Consider the following 14023-nt stretch of genomic DNA (forward strand, 5'->3'; position numbering starts at 1 on the left):
CGGCCGCCCCGTCCAGGGGCGGCCGCTCGGCGCGTCGGTAGGGTCGGCGCCATGCCTCGACTGATCGGTGACGGCGAGTTGACCAGCTCGGCCGTGGTCGCCAACAACTCCATGAACCGCGAGCGCGGGCTCGGCGGCGTCAACAGCAACAGCTACACCCGGGAGCTGGGCTTCGATCCGGCCGGGTGGCTGGGTGGTCGCAGCGGCGCCCCCGGCTGGCTGGACCTGTGCAGCGGGGAGGGGCGGGCGCTCGCCGAGGCGGCCCGTCGGCTGCCGGCCGCGAGCGTCCTGACCGGTCGATCTGGTCGGCCCGCTCGTCGCGCCGCCCGTCCTGCCGCCGGGGGCGGCGCGGCTGGAGCTGGTGACGGCCGCGGAGGCGGACTGGGCGCCGGCGCGCGCCTACGACCTGATCACCTGTGTGCACGGACTGCACTACCTCGGTGACCAGCTCGGAGCGATCGCCCGGGCGGCCGGCCGGCTGGTGCCGGACGGGCGGTTCGCCGCCCACTTCGATCCGGAGTCGGTGCGCCGGGCGGACGGGTCGAGCGCCGCGCGCCCCGTCCTGGCGGCGTTGCGCGCCGCCGGATTCGAGTACCGGGCCCGGCGGCACCTGCTGGTGCTGGACGGCGCGCGGGCCGTTCGGCTGCCGTTCGAGTACCTGGGCGCGGATCCGACGGCGGGTCCGGACAGGGCCCTGTCCGGCCGATCTTGCCGGGCGCGCGACGATCGGCCGGACAGGGCCTACACCGGTCAGTCGGCGGTGGCGTCGTACTACCGGGCGTCATCCGACCTGCCGGTCGAGTCGGACGGCCGATAGTTGAACGTTGAACGCGATGTCCGAATACCGCCGGACTCGCGGGCCGCGTGGGCCGAAGATCGAGTCATGTCCGAGAACGAGTCAAGGAGTTCTGACGAGATGACGATGACCAAGCTTGCGAAGCTCGACGGCAAGGTGGCCCTGGTGACCGGCGGCAGCCGGGGGATCGGGGAGGCGGTGGCCCTGCGGCTGGCCGAGGACGGCGCCGATGTCGTGGTCACCTACCAGGGCAGCGCGGAGCGGGCCGAGGCGGTCGCGGCCAAGATCACCGGGATGGGCCGGCGCGGCTGGGCGGTCCGGGCGGACAGCGCCGACCCGCAGGCCGTCCGGGCCGTGGTCGAGGCCGTGGCCGAACGCTTCGGGCGGCTCGACATCCTGGTCAACAACGCCGGTGTCGGCGTGCTCGGCCCGATCGGCGAGATCGCGCTCGACGACGTGGACCGGGTGCTGGAGGTGAACGTCCGGGCGCCGTTCCTCTACGCCCAGGCGGCCTCCGCCCACCTGACCGAGGGCGGGCGGATCATCACCATCGGCAGCTGCGTCACGAAGCACGTGGCCTTTCCCGGCGCCACGCTCTACGGGGCCAGCAAGGCCGCGATGATCGGTCTCACCAAGGCGCTCTCGCGCGAGCTGGGCCCGCGCGGGATCACCGCCAATGTCATCCACCCCGGGCCGATCGACACCGAGATGAACCCGGCCGACGGCCCGTCGGCGGAGTTCCAGCGGGGCCTGACCGCGCTCGGCAGCTACGGCCGGGTCGAGGACATCGCGGCCACGATCGCGCACCTCGTCGGCGAGGACGGCCGGTACATCACCGGCGCCGAGATCGCGGTGGACGGCGGCCTCGCGGCCTGAGCCGATCGGCCGCGGGTCGAACACGGGGGCGACGACCGGCCCGGCGCGGTGTTGCGCCGGGCCGGTTGTCGGTCCTCCCGTTTACGATCGGCCGGTCCGATCGCCTGCCCCCGAAGCGAAGAGGTGTGCCATGACCGCAGCGGAAGACCCGATCGAGCTGCTCGCCCGGGCCCTGGCGCAGACCGCCGGGCTGATCGACGGCATCGGCGCCGAACAGGCCATCCACCCGAGCACCTGCCGCTCCTGGGACGTCGCCCAGCTGGTCAGTCATCTCCTCTTCGACCTGCGGCAGTTCACCGTCCGGGCCGAGGGCGGCGAGCCGGACTGGTCGCAGCCCTTCCCCCGTCTCGAAGGCGACTGGCTGCACGCCTTCGAGGCCGGTGCCGAGGGGTTGGTGGCCGCCTGGCGCGAGGCCGGCGACCTCGACGGTGTCATCGAGGTGCCCGGCGTCGGCGAGCTGCCCGCCCGCTTCCCGGTGGACCAGCAGATCGCCGAGTTCGCCGTGCACGCCTGGGACGTGGCCCGTTCCACCGGCCAGTCCACGGCCGGCCTGGACCAGGACGTCGCGGCTGCCTCGCTCGCCTGGGGGCGCGGCGCGCTGCGCCCCGAGTACCGGGGCAGCGAGGAGGAGCACCACGCCTTCGGGCCGGAGGTGGCGGTGGCCGAGGACGCGCCCGTCTACGACCGGCTGGTCGCCTTCTTCGGCCGGGATCCGCAGGTGCGGTGAGCCGCGGCCGGGGCTGTGGCCGGGGCCCGGTGGCCCGCAGCGGCCCCCGGCGCTGCCGGCCGGCGGTGCGGCCCGTTGCCGAGCGGGCGGGGTGTTACCGGCCCCGGCTCCAACGGAACTCGATCTCGGGTAGCGCGAGGTGGGGCCGTCGAGCAGGGCCGAGGGGCGGCCGCGCAGGAACCGGTCGAAGTGGGCGCGGGTGTAAGCGCGGGTCAGCTCCGTCGCACGCCCCGGCGCGACGGTACCGAGGAGTTCGGCGTAGACGTCGGCCGGGAGGTGGGCGGCCAGCTCGCCGGGGCCGGCGGCGTGCGGCAGGTCGGTGAAGCTGAGGTGGCCGGCGCCGCCGAGGCGCAGTTGCCGGCCCCAGCCGCGCTGGTGCGCGCGCCAGCGGCTCCAGGTGTCGTGGTCGGCGAGCGAGGTGAGCAACAGGAACGGGCGGTCCAGGCCGAGTTCGGCCACCGGGGAGCCGAACAGGCCGCCGTCCAGGTCGAGGCCGGCCACCAGGCGGTCGTCCTGGCGGACGGCCTCGGCGGCGGCCGATCCGCCCATCGAGTGGCCGAGCGCGCCGATCCGGCGGGGATCGGCCTTCGGCAGCCCGGGGCGGCGGGCGGTCGGGCCCGTCGTCAGCTCCGTCGCCACGAAGCGCAGGTCGCCCACCCGCGCGGCGATCTCCTTGTGCTCGGCCGCGTCCCAGTCCTCCGGGGCGTCCGACAGCGCGCTGCGGATCAGCCGGCCGTCGGGGAACTCGACGGCGGCCGCGTCGTAGGTGTGGTCGATCGCCGCGACCAGATAGCCGTGGGCGGCCAACTCCTCGGCCAGGGCGGTGCAGTTGCTCCGTCCGCCCTTGCGGCCGTGGCCGAGCAGCAGCAGCGGCAGCGCGCCGGGGGCGGGCGGTGCGCCGGTGCGGGCGGTGGGCCGGAGGGCGCCGATCGTGCCCGGTTTCAGCGGCAGGTCGGTCTCGATGACGGCGGCCACCCGGGCGGTGGTGTACGGCGCGCGGGGGAGGCCGGCGGCGCGGAGGGCCGGGTACCAGAGCTGGACCATGAGCTCGCGCGGCCCGGGGACGGGGGCGAACGGGTCCGGTCGGGCGTGGTCGACCAGGTGCAGCGCGAGGGTGCCGACGGGGCGCCGCACGGTCGGCGCCGGGAGGTCGATCGGACGCGGCCGGCCGGTGGCCGGTGACCGCGGTAGGGTCGGCGCCGGTGCGGCGGCCCGGGCGGCGGTGGCCGGGAGGGCGAGCGCCGCTGCGCCCAGCCCCGCGACCGTCAGCAGCGACCGGCGCCTGATCATCGTCATCCACCCCTCGGGTCCGTGCTCCTGACGGATCTTCACCCTAGGTGGACTGGACCAATCTGGCTAGGGCGTGGCCCGGGGTGCGAGCCCGGGCGCTGCGGGGGAGGCGGCTGCGGCGACGGATGCGGAGCCGAAGGCCGGTCCGAACCCGGGCAGCAGCCCGGTCGCGAACCCGGTGGCCGCCTGGGCCGCCGGCCCGGCGGTGACCCGGCCGGCGGCGGCCGCCTTCTTGATCGCCTCGCGGATCCGCGGGTAGGTGCCGCAGCGGCAGATGTTCTGGATCTGGTCGATGTCGGCGTCGGTCGGCTCCGGGGTGCGGCGGAGCAGGGCCACCGCCGTCATGATCTGGCCGGGTTGGCAGAAGCCGCACTGGGCGACGTCGCACTCCAGCCAGGCCTCCTGGACGGGGTGCAGGATCTCGCCGTCGGCGAGGCCCTCGATGGTGGTGACCGTCCGTCCGGCGCAGTCCTTGACCGCCGCCGTGCACGGCTGGAACTCCTCGCCGTCCAGGTGGCTGGTGCAGGCGCGGCAGACGCCGACCCCGCACCCGTACTTGGGGCCGGTGACGCCGAGCTTGTCGCGCAGGACCCAGAGCAGCGGCATGTCGTCCGGGGCCTCGACGGTGACCGGCTGCCCGTTGAGGACGAAGGTGTGGCTGGGCATGGGGAGTTGAGCCCTTCGTGGAGGTCGGGGAGGCGGCGGGCCGGAGCGGCCGGGGGAGCGGCGCGGCGGCGGGATCAGAAGTCGAGGGGGAAGGAGCGCGGCGCGGTGCCGGTCGCGCGGGCATAGGCGTTGGCCACCGCGGCCGAGGCCGCCGGGACGCCCAACTCGCCCGCGCCGCCGGGCGGTCCGCTCGGCGGCAGCAGATGGATCTCGACCGAGGGCGGGCTGTGCCGCTGCCGGGCGTAACGGAAGTCGGCGAAGCTGCCCTCGCGGACGGCGCCGTGGTCGATGTGGTTGCCGGCCTGCAGGATCACCGAGATGCCGTCGATCAGCGCGCCGGTCAACTGGGCCTCCAGACCGCTGGGGTTGATGACCCGGCCGAGGTCGGCGGCGATCACCGCGCGGGTGACCCGCGGCAGGCGGGGGTCGGTGGCGTCGAGCTCGACCAGGTAGGCGACGCGCCCGCCGTTCTCGTCGTGGTAGCCGATGCCCTGGGCCTGGCCGGCGGGCATCGGGCGGCCCCAGCGGCCGGCCTGGGCGACCTTGTCCAGGACGGCCCGGCCGCCGGCGTCGCGCAGCCGGGCCCGGCGGAAGGCGACCGGGTCCTGGCCGAGCCGCCGGGCCAGTTCGTCCATCATGATCTCGTCGGCGGCGCGGACGGTGCCCGAGTAGACCGAGCGCCAGCTGCCGGTGTGCATCTCCAGCGGCACCTCGGAGAGGAACTGGGTCGGGATGCCGACGTTGTACGGGTTCTTCTCGCTGAGCAGGAAGAAGGCCTGGGCGAGGCTGATCCCGGCCACCGAGAGGCTGAACCCGGCGGCGGTGAGCGCCTCGCCGAGCCCGTGCCGGAAGTCGGTCTGCACGGTGGCGACCCGGTGCTCGTAGCTGAGCACCTGACCCAGGCCGTAGGTGGCGCGGACCCGGTGGTGGCTGGCGGGGCGCATCCGGCCGTGGCGCATGTCGTCGTTGCGGGTCCACATCAGCTTGACCGGGCGGCCCGCCGCCCGGGAGATCTGGGCGGCCTCCAGCGCGGCGTCGAAGAACAGCCGCCGACCGAACGAGCCGCCGCCGCGCACCACGTGGACGGTGACGGCGTCCTGCGGCAGGCCGAGCTCGGCGGCGATGGTCTGCTGGGCCACGATCGGGGTCTGCGAGGCGAACCAGACCTCGGCGCGGTTGGGGCGCACGTCGGCGACGGCCGTCAGCACCTCCATCGGCGCGTGGTTGACGAAGGCGAAGTCGAACTCGCCGTCCACGTACTGGGTGAGCAGCGGCGGGACGAGGAACGGAGCGTGGGCGGCGCGCAGCCGGGCCCGGATGTCGGCGTCGGAGAGCGCGGCGACCGGCCCGGGGTTCCAGGAGGTGCGGAGCGCGTCGCGGGCCTTGAGCGCCTGGTCGAAGGTTTCTGCCAGTACCGCCACGCCGCTGGGGATCTGCACCACGCCGAGGACGCCGGGCATGGTGCGGGCGGCCGAGGCGTCCAGCGTCCTGAGGGTGCCGTTGATGGTGGTGGGGCGGGCGACCACGGTCGGCACGGCGCCGGGGACGGCTAGGTCACCGGCGTACTTGGCACGCCCGGTGACGATGTCCCGGGCGTCGATCCGCCCGGTCCGCCGGCCCACCAGGCGTTGCTGGTCGGGGGACTTGGGGGTGGCGGGTACCGCCGGTACGGCGACCGCGGCCGCCGCGGCGGCGAGTTCGCCGTAGCCGGCCCGGCGGCCGTCGGGGGCGAGGACGGCGGAGTCGGCGGTGCGCAGGGTGTCGGCCGGCAGTGACCAGCGGCGGGCGGCGGCGGTGACCAGTCGGGCCCGGGCGGCGGCGGCCACCGCCCGGACCGGGTCGTACAGCGAGCGCACCGAGTTGGAGGCGCCGGTGAGCTGGTTGAACAGCAGGTCGGGTCGGCCGTCGGAGAGCGGGACGTCGACGTCGCCGAGGCGGGCGTCGAGCTCGTCGGCGACGAGCATCGCGACGGTGGTGGTGAGGCCCTGGCCGACCTCCAGCCGGGGGAGGTGGAGCGCGGCGCGGCCGTCGGCGGTGATCTCCAGCACCAGCAGGTGGGCGGTGGGCAGGCCGGCGACGATCAGCGCGTCGCCGAGGTCCAGGATGTCGGGGATACCGGGCAGGCCGAGCAACTGTGGTGCGGCGGCGGCGTGTTCGGCCTCGGCGGCGTGGGCGGCGGCGGGTGCGGCGGCGTCCAGACCGGCCCGTGCGGCGATGGTGAGGGTGGGGGCGGCGAGCAGGTACGTGAGGAAGCGGCGGCGGCCGGTGGACGCGGTGGCACGGTCGGTGGCGGTCGGGGCGGCGGTGTCCCGCATGCTGTCCGGGGGTGCGACGGAGGTGCTGATGGCAGGAGCCCTTCGAGCCGGGGTCGGCTCCGGCCGGGCGGGCCTGGGCGGCCCCGGCCCCGGTGCCGGATCACGAACGCGGTCGAGCATAGGAGCGGGTTACTGGCCGGTCAACACGGGCACTTCGGTCCGGAAGGGGCATCTGTGGGGATGTCGGATGGGGCGGGTACGGACGGCAGCGCACTACCCGGCGGCCTCCTGGGTACCGCCGAGCGGGTGAACGGTGCTCCGTGCTCGCACGGAGGTTCACCCCTCGGGTGCGGGTGCGGCTCAGGCGTACGGACGGGCCCGTGGACGGGCGGTGCGGCGGTGCGGTCGGGCGCGCGGTCGGCGCGGCCGGTCCAACCGGACCGGTCCGCGCCGACGGTGCGCGGGGGTCAGCTCCCCTCGGGCGCCGGGAACCCGAACTGCGCGAGCAGCTCGGCGGTGTCGAGGAGTTGGACGCCCAGCCCGGCGACCTCCGCCAGGCCCTGCTCGCTGGTGCGGGAGATCGCGTCGGGAACGGCCACCACCCGGAAGTCCCGCTCGCTGGCCTGGATCAGGCTGGCCCGGGGACAGTTCGGGAAGTTGCAGCCGACGAAGACCACGGTGTCCACGCCGTGCCGCTCCAGCAACTCCTGCAGCGGCGTCCGGTAGAACGCCCCCCACCGCGGTTTGAAGATCGCGTACTCCTTCGGCCCCAACTCCTGGGCCTGTCCGGCCAGCAGGAGCTCGGGGTCGAGAGGGGGCGCGCCGTGCGGGGCGAGCGCCGGGGCGAGCCCGCTCCCCTCGGACCCGGGGGAGACCAGCTCGGTGCCCGAGGCCAGCAGGGTGCGGCGGACCAGGTCGGCGTTGTCACCGCCCTTCTCGTACAGCCGGACGATGTGGACGACCGGACGGCCGGCGGCGCGGAAGGCCTCGACCGTCCGGCGCACCTGCGGCAGGACCTCGGTCGTCCCGGGGATGCCGTAGGGGCTGTCGGAGAGGAAGTCCCGCTGCAGGTCGATGGTGACCAGGGCGGAGGACTCCGGGTGCGGTACGAGGTGCGGGTCGACCGTGGTCATGCCGCCTCGATGAGGTCGGCGAGGAAGCGCTGCTCGATCCGCTCGACCGTGCGGAAGTCGTCGACGCTGACCTCCTGGAGGTCGATGGTGCGGCCGGAGATGCTCTCCAGCAGGTAGATGAACTCCAGGAAGTCCAGGGAGTCGATGAGGCGGCCCTCGATCAGGTCCTCCTCGCGGTCGATCTCCCGGTCCAGCTCCGGGTTCTTGGCGTTGATCCACTCGATGATCTGCTGCATGACTGCTCCTGGGAGGTTCGAAGGGGTCCGACGGCGGTGGCGTTGTCCGGGCGGGGCTCAGCCCGCGGTGCCGGGAGTGCCCGCGGTGCGGCCCACCAGGAGGCGGGCCGACTGCTCGGCGGTGGGCAGCACCTCGATGTCCGACAGGCCGGCCGCCGTCATCAGCTCGGCCATCTCGTCGGTGGTGTAGCTGCGGCCGCCGCTCCAGAGGGCGAGGGCGGAGAGGTTGTGCAGGGTGGTGAAGACCGGCGCGGTGCGGGACTCCTCCAGGAAGTGGCCGTGCACCAGCACGCGGCCGCCGGGGCGCAGCGCCGCGGCCGAACGCCCCAGGATGGAGAGGCAGTTCTCCGGGCTCTCCTGGTGCAGCACGTTGGAGAGCAGGACGACGTCCGCGTCGGTGCCGAAGGCGTCCTGGTAGTAGTCGCCGGTCCGGGCGGTGATCCGGTCGGCCAGGCCGGCCTCGCCGATCACCTTGCCGGCCAGCTCGACCACCGGCGCGAGGTCGACCACCTCGGCCCGCAACCCCTCCCAGACCCGGCAGAACGCGATGCTGTAGCTGCCCGCGCCGCCGCCGACGTCGATCAGCCGGCGGGCGTCCTCGGCCGGCAGCGCCCGGGCCACGGCCTCTGCGGTACGGGAGTTGTACTCGTGCATGCCGAGGATGAAGTCCTCGACGTACGCGGGGTCGTCGGTCAGCCGCTCGCTGCGGTCCTCGACCGCGCGGCCCAGCTCCAGGGCCTGGCCGAGCCGGCCCCAGGGCTGGTACCAGCGGCCCATCACCCGTACCCAGCGCACCAGCGACTCCGGCGAGCCGGTGGTCAGCAGGCGCTCGGCGGTGCGGCTGTTGCCGTACCCGCCGTCCGCGCCACGGGTCAGCAGCCGCAGGGCGGTTGCGGCGTCGAGCAGCCGCAGCGCGGAGTCGGCGGGGACGGCGCAGCGCTCGGCGACCTCCTCGGCGCTCAGCGGGCCGTCGGCGAGCGCGTCGAACACCGAGAGCTCGACCGCGGCGATCAGCACCTGGGAGTGCCAGTAGCCGAAGGCCAGTTGGCTGACCTGGGTCAGTGCGAGGTCCAGGGCCATGAGGTCACGTCCTTTCGGAAGCGTCGGAAGCGGAAGGGGAAGGGGGTGCGGAGCCGGCGAGGGCGGCCCGGAACTCGGCGCGGAAGCGGGCGACCACCCGGCCGGCTGGCTCGACGGCCGTCACCCGGCCGCTGCCGAGGCCGGCGTAACGGGCCATGGCGTCGATCTGCCCCTCGGCCTCGACGGTCGGGGCGGCCGCGGAGCCGCGCGGCACCGGGCGGCGCACCCCCATCACGGTGGTCCAGGCGATCAGGGTGGCCGGCGGCGGCTCGGGCGGGTCGGTCACCGGCCCGCGCAGCACCCGGTGCGGCCGGCCGGGCCAGCCGATCGAGAACCGGTCGGTGATCAGGGTGTCCGCGCCGGTGGCCGCGACGACGGCCTGCTTGTAGTCGTCGTGGGCGGCGGACTCCGTGGTGGTCACGAAGACCGTGCCGCAGAGCGCCCCGTTCGCCCCGGCCCGGAGCGCGGCCAGCAGGTCGCCGCCGTCGGCCACGGCACCGGACACCAGCACCGGCGGCTCCTGGTCGTAGGCGGCCAGCAGCTCGCCCAGTGGCCGGGTGCCGAGGTGGTGGCCGCCGGCCTCCGTGCCCTGCAGCACGACGGCGTGGGCGCCCAGCTCCGCGGCGGCGGCCGCGTCCTCGGGCGTGCCGACCTGGACGAGCAGCCGGTGCCCGGCGTCCAGCACCCGGCGGGCCTCGGCCTCGGGCGGCAGGCCGTAGCTGTTGAGGACGAGCTGCCGGTCGGCCGCCTCGATCAGCGCACCGATCTGCTCCGGCAGCAGCCGGCCCGAGACCTCGGGGATCAGGTTGACGCCGAAGGTGCGCGTCGTTCGGCGGGCGGTGTCGCCGATCAGCTCGACGGCCAGCGCCCGGTCGCCCTTGTAGAGCGCGACGGTACCCAGCGCGCCCGCCTCGCTGACGGCGGCGGCCAGCGCCGGCCCCGCGATGCCGCCCATGCCGGCCTGGACCAGGGGGAACTCCACGCCGAGCGCGGCGGCGCCGCGCTCGGCCGCGGCGAGCACCCCGGCCCGCTCCCCGGTGTCAGCGGCGGACATCGCGCACCCGGGCCAGGGCCTTGTCGGCGCTGCCGTGGGCGAGCAGCAGGGCGTGCACCCAGCGCTCGACGCCGAACGCGGTGCAGCTGCTGTGCGCGGTCCGCCCGCCCGAGGTGATGCCGAGCCGCTCGCCGAAGAAGTTGCGGTGGCGGTTGACCGAGGCGATCGCGGTGCCGTCGGTGGCGACGAACTCGTACTTCACCGGGTCCAGGGCCATCAGCTTCGCCCGGGAGCCCGTCCGGTCGTAGAACGGGTCGTTGGCGGGCTGGTAGGACAGCTCGACACCGAGGCGGTCGGCCAGCTCCTCGATGAAGACCCGGGAGGTGGCGAGGTGGTCGCGGGCGCCGTCGGCCGAGCCGAAGTAGACGACCTCGCGCATGTGGAAGCCCCAGAGCCGGCGCAGGCCGTCGTAGTGGTCCTCGTTGCGGAAGCAGCGGCCGACGGCGGTCAGCCGCAGTTCCTCGCCGACCTCCTGGCCCTCCAGCGAGAGCAGCACGCCGTAGCAGGTGGCCGAGGGCAGCACGTAGCCGGTGGGGTCGACGGGCTGCCGGCCGGCCTCCGCACCGGCCGCCAGCTCGTCGACGGCCTGCTCGGACAGGCGTGCCGCGAGCACCCCGAGGTGGGGGAAGTTACGGAAGTAGTCGAGCTTGGCCAGGCCCTCGACGGGCAGCAGCGGCGGGCCCACCACGGCGGGCGCGGCGACCTGGTCGGCCAGGCCGGTGAAGAGCGCGTCGAGCTCCAGCAGCAGGGCGGCCCGGTCGGGGTCGAGGGCGACCAGTCCGGGGCCGGGGTCGCGCAGCCGGACGGCGGTCGCGGCGGGCTCTACGGTCGATGTCATGGGGGCGGGACCTCGTTCTCTTGGCTCTCGTGGTTCTCGTGGGCGTGCGTGTGCCGGGTGTGCTCGGGTGCGGGCCGGCGGCAGTGGGGCCGAGGGATCCGGTGGTTCAGGCGGTCTTCGGCGCGAGCACGCCGATCCGGCGGTAGAAGGCCGTGGTGCGGCTGACGATGGCGTCGTGGACGGGCCCCCGGGCCGGGTCGGCGAGCAGCCGGGTGCGGAAGGCGAACGGCTCGGGGATGCCGGCGTCCCGGTAGACGTCCACGCTGTACAGCTGCTGGATCGAGGCGTTGATGTACTTCTCGATGTACTGCCGGGCGGCGGTCAGCTCCTGCTCGTCGCCGGCCTCGCGCAGCCGGTCCCAGAGCGCGCGGACCAGCTGCGCGCCGAACGCGATGTGCCGGGACTCGTCCTGGTGGTGGACCCGGTTGATCGCCCGGATCGTCTCCGGCAGCGCGGCGTCGGCGGCCATCTTGCTGTTGAAGTGGTCGACGATCTGCTCGAAGATCAGGATCCGGCTGAAGACGATGAAGTTGTCGAACAGCGCGGAGTGCTTCTGGTCCCCGAAGCTCATCGCCCGGTTGGGGTAGAGCTTGCCGCCGTAACGGAGGCAGAACTCGGCGAAGAACCACATGTGCTCGTTCTCCTCCCCCAGGAAGTGGTGGAAGAACGGCGTGGGGATCTCGTAGCCGGGGGCGTGGATGCGTGCCACGACCTCCTGCATCAGCTCGCGGATGCCGTGCACGTTCAGGCTGTAGAAGTTGACGCTCTCCCACTTGGCGAGCGCCAGGTACTGCTCGCGGGTGAGCTCGGCGGCCGCGTCGGTGCCGTGGACCGTCATCAGGTCCTCGCTCATCCACAGGGCGCCCTCGGGGATGCCCTCCGGCCAGTCGAAGGTCTGGTACGGGTTGTAGTACTCGTTCTCGGCGGCGGTGGTCAGGCGCTCGACGGCGGCGCTGACCTCCTCGTCCCAGATGGCGGGTGCGGTGCTGCTCATGGGGGGTTGCTCCTGTGCGGTGGTGTGTCTGCGGACGTGCTTCGGGAGAAGGAGGGGAGAAGGAAGGGGAGAAGGAGGTCAGGACCCGGCGACCGGGAGGGTGTCCAGGGCGGGTCGGCCGGCCGCGCTCTCCACGAGCAGGTGCTCGAAGGCGCGCAGCAGCCGCTCGATCTCCGGGCGGGGGATCAGCGCGGTGTCGGCCATCAGGTACAGCAGGCAGGTGTCGGGCTCGTAGGTGGTGTGCACGAAGAAGTCGGCGTCCTGGCGCTCCCAGGTGCCGATCAGCGAGACCTCGGTCTTCTCGGTCAGTGCCCGCAGCTGCTCAGCGGAGCCGTCGGTGGCCGGCAGCTGCTCCCAACGGTCGTGCAGGCGGACGTCGTTGAAGAAGGAGGCGAGCCGCAGGGCGCCTCCGCTCGCCTCCCGGGCCGCGTCGATCACCCCGTCGACCACCAGCGGGTCGTACTGGGCGAAGCGGTAGGCGTTCATCGCGGCGAGGAAGGTGGCGCGGATGACCTCCTCGAAGGTCGGCCGGGCCACGTCCAGCGAGAACAGCGCGTTGGCGGTCATCGCGGCCACCAGTCGGCGGCTGCGCTCGTCGTGCCGGTTGACGGCGATCAACTGCAGGACGGCGGTGCTGTTTCCGGTGTAGGCGCCCAGCAGCGCGGCGGTCCCGGCGAGCAGGACGGTGCCGGTGCTGACCCCGCAGCGGTCGGCGAGCGTGCTGGCGGCCACGGCGGTGGCGGGCGAGTTCATGCAGAGCCGGACGAAGCGGTCGGTCCCGGCCTCGGTCCCGGCCTCGCTCTCGGTCCCGCCCTTGGTCCCGGCCGCACCGTCGGCGGGCGGGAACATCGCGGGCGGCACGCTGGCCAGGCTCCGGCGCCAGTACTCGACCGACGCGGCGCCGCGGGCGGCGCCCGGGCCCTCGGTCTCGAACCGCGCCTGGTCCAGCGGCTGCCAGGCCGGCGGTGCCGGCTCCTGCCCGGCCAGCAGATCGCGCAGGTCCTGCTCGACCTGCTGCACGCCCCAGAAGTCGACGCCCAGGTGCGAGAAGACCAGCGCGACGTGGACCGGCTCGCCCTGCTCCAGCACCAGGGCGCAGCGGAACGGCCACTCCTCCCGGTGCCGGAAGGGCTCGGCCGCCAGAGCCCGGGACACCTCGTCGGCGAGCGTCGCGCCCTGGCCCGGCGCGGCCTCGTGGACGGGGACGGTCAGCTCGCCGGAGGCGGACACGTACTGCACCGGCCCGTCCTCGGTCTGCTCGAAGCGGGTGCGCAGCGCCTCGTGGCGAGTGAGCAGCCGGCCCAGTGCCGCTTCGGCCTGATGGATCGTCAGACCAGTTGGTGCGGACACGACCCGGGGGATGTTGTAGTAGTGGGCGCCCTCGTCGAGCCACTGGATGGACTTCCAGATGGCGCGCTGACCCCAGGTCATCGGGGCGCTCTCGGTCCGGTCCCCGTGGAACCGGAGGGAGCCGACACGACGTAGTTCCATGCCTATGCCTCTCGGGGCTGCGCTGCCTCAGGCGGCGCGGTCGGTTGACGGCTTGGTGCGGGTTGGGCCGGCGCGTCCCGGGCGCCACGGCAGTGGGGCGCCTCGGGGGTGCGATGCCTCGGGATGAGGTGCGCCGGGGGTGCGGTTGCGCCGGGGGTGCGGTGCACCGCTCGGGGAGGTGCGGGCAGGCCCGGGCGCCCGCTGCGCGCGGCCGGTTCGGCGGAGCGCGAAGCGGGGCTGTGCGGCGGGGTTGTGCGGCGGTGGGGCGCTGCAGTGCGTGGGACTCTGCAGTGAGTGGGGCGCTGCGGTGAGTTGGACGCTGCGGTGACGGGAGGCTCGGAGATGGGGCGGGCTTGTCGGGCCTGGCCCTCGGTCCGGCTTCCAGAGGTGCGGGGCCACCGATCGGGCGGCGGCCCACGTCGACCCCGGTCCGAGGTGAAGGACGGAAACACCGACCTGCCGGCCGGTTTGCTCCCCTCCGCTTCGGACCCTAGCGACCCCCGCTTCCGGTTGTCCAGCATCTTCTGGCGGCCCGTCCGACCGCCGCCCGGCCGGGCCCGAGCGCCGTGACCACCCGGAGCCGGCAG

The 14023-nt window shown here is 74.4% G+C and carries 11 protein-coding genes and 2 pseudogenes; 3 read left to right on the forward strand and 10 right to left on the reverse strand.

Annotated elements, in window-relative coordinates; translation table 11 throughout:
- Window positions 1-361 precede the first annotated feature (361 nt).
- From ACFVYI_RS17040 to ACFVYI_RS17050, 3 genes are all read left to right on the forward strand, one after another.
- Window positions 362-817: a hypothetical protein gene (locus ACFVYI_RS17040; protein WP_387886019.1), complete on the forward strand. Its 456-nt coding sequence runs from the start codon at window positions 362-364 to the stop codon at window positions 815-817.
- Between the two features lie 99 nt (window positions 818-916).
- The gene (locus ACFVYI_RS17045) at window positions 917-1672 is read left to right on the forward strand and encodes an SDR family NAD(P)-dependent oxidoreductase (RefSeq protein WP_387886021.1); all 756 of its coding nucleotides are present in this window, start codon (window positions 917-919) and stop codon (window positions 1670-1672) included.
- Between the two features lie 130 nt (window positions 1673-1802).
- A complete protein-coding gene (locus ACFVYI_RS17050; RefSeq protein WP_387886250.1) occupies window positions 1803-2399 on the forward strand; it encodes a TIGR03086 family metal-binding protein in 597 nt (198 codons plus the stop codon).
- Between the two features lie 807 nt (window positions 2400-3206).
- Here ACFVYI_RS17050 and ACFVYI_RS17055 read toward each other — a convergent pair.
- The 10 genes and pseudogenes from ACFVYI_RS17055 to ACFVYI_RS17100 all read right to left on the reverse strand — a co-directional run.
- Window positions 3207-3695 (reverse strand): annotated as a pseudogene (locus ACFVYI_RS17055) (alpha/beta hydrolase); the annotation flags it as partial.
- 213 nt (window positions 3696-3908) lie between these two features.
- Window positions 3909-4355: pseudogene (locus ACFVYI_RS17060) on the reverse strand ((2Fe-2S)-binding protein); the annotation flags it as partial.
- A gap of 74 nt (window positions 4356-4429) precedes the next feature.
- Window positions 4430-6670: a molybdopterin cofactor-binding domain-containing protein gene (locus tag ACFVYI_RS17065; protein WP_387886023.1), complete on the reverse strand. Its 2241-nt coding sequence runs from the start codon at window positions 6668-6670 to the stop codon at window positions 4430-4432.
- Window positions 6671-7077: 407 nt separating this feature from the next.
- Window positions 7078-7743 carry a cysteine hydrolase family protein gene (locus ACFVYI_RS17070; protein ID WP_387886025.1) on the reverse strand — a complete coding sequence of 222 codons (666 nt, stop codon included), beginning with the start codon at window positions 7741-7743 and terminating at the stop codon, window positions 7078-7080.
- On the reverse strand, window positions 7740-7979 hold the full coding sequence (locus ACFVYI_RS17075) for an acyl carrier protein (RefSeq protein ID WP_329491118.1): 240 nt from the start codon (window positions 7977-7979) through the stop codon (window positions 7740-7742). The genes ACFVYI_RS17070 and ACFVYI_RS17075 overlap by 4 nt, the downstream gene beginning before the upstream one ends.
- A gap of 57 nt (window positions 7980-8036) precedes the next feature.
- Window positions 8037-9059, reverse strand: coding sequence for a class I SAM-dependent methyltransferase (locus ACFVYI_RS17080; RefSeq protein WP_387886026.1), 1023 nt, complete (start codon window positions 9057-9059; stop codon window positions 8037-8039).
- Window positions 9060-9063: 4 nt separating this feature from the next.
- Window positions 9064-10113, reverse strand: a complete 1050-nt coding sequence (locus ACFVYI_RS17085; RefSeq protein WP_387886028.1) for an NAD(P)H-dependent flavin oxidoreductase — start codon at window positions 10111-10113, stop codon at window positions 9064-9066.
- A complete protein-coding gene (locus ACFVYI_RS17090) occupies window positions 10100-10951 on the reverse strand; it encodes an aminoacyl--tRNA ligase-related protein (RefSeq protein ID WP_387886030.1) in 852 nt (283 codons plus the stop codon). The genes ACFVYI_RS17085 and ACFVYI_RS17090 overlap by 14 nt, the downstream gene beginning before the upstream one ends.
- Before the next feature lie 106 nt (window positions 10952-11057).
- Window positions 11058-11945: a diiron oxygenase gene (locus ACFVYI_RS17095; protein ID WP_387886032.1), complete on the reverse strand. Its 888-nt coding sequence runs from the start codon at window positions 11943-11945 to the stop codon at window positions 11058-11060.
- A gap of 78 nt (window positions 11946-12023) precedes the next feature.
- Window positions 12024-13436, reverse strand: coding sequence for a condensation domain-containing protein (locus ACFVYI_RS17100; protein WP_387886033.1), 1413 nt, complete (start codon window positions 13434-13436; stop codon window positions 12024-12026).
- Between the last annotated feature and the right edge of the window lie 587 nt (window positions 13437-14023).

Source organism: Kitasatospora sp. NPDC058218, from assembly GCF_042882445.1.
In the GTDB taxonomy this organism is placed as follows: domain Bacteria; phylum Actinomycetota; class Actinomycetes; order Streptomycetales; family Streptomycetaceae; genus Kitasatospora.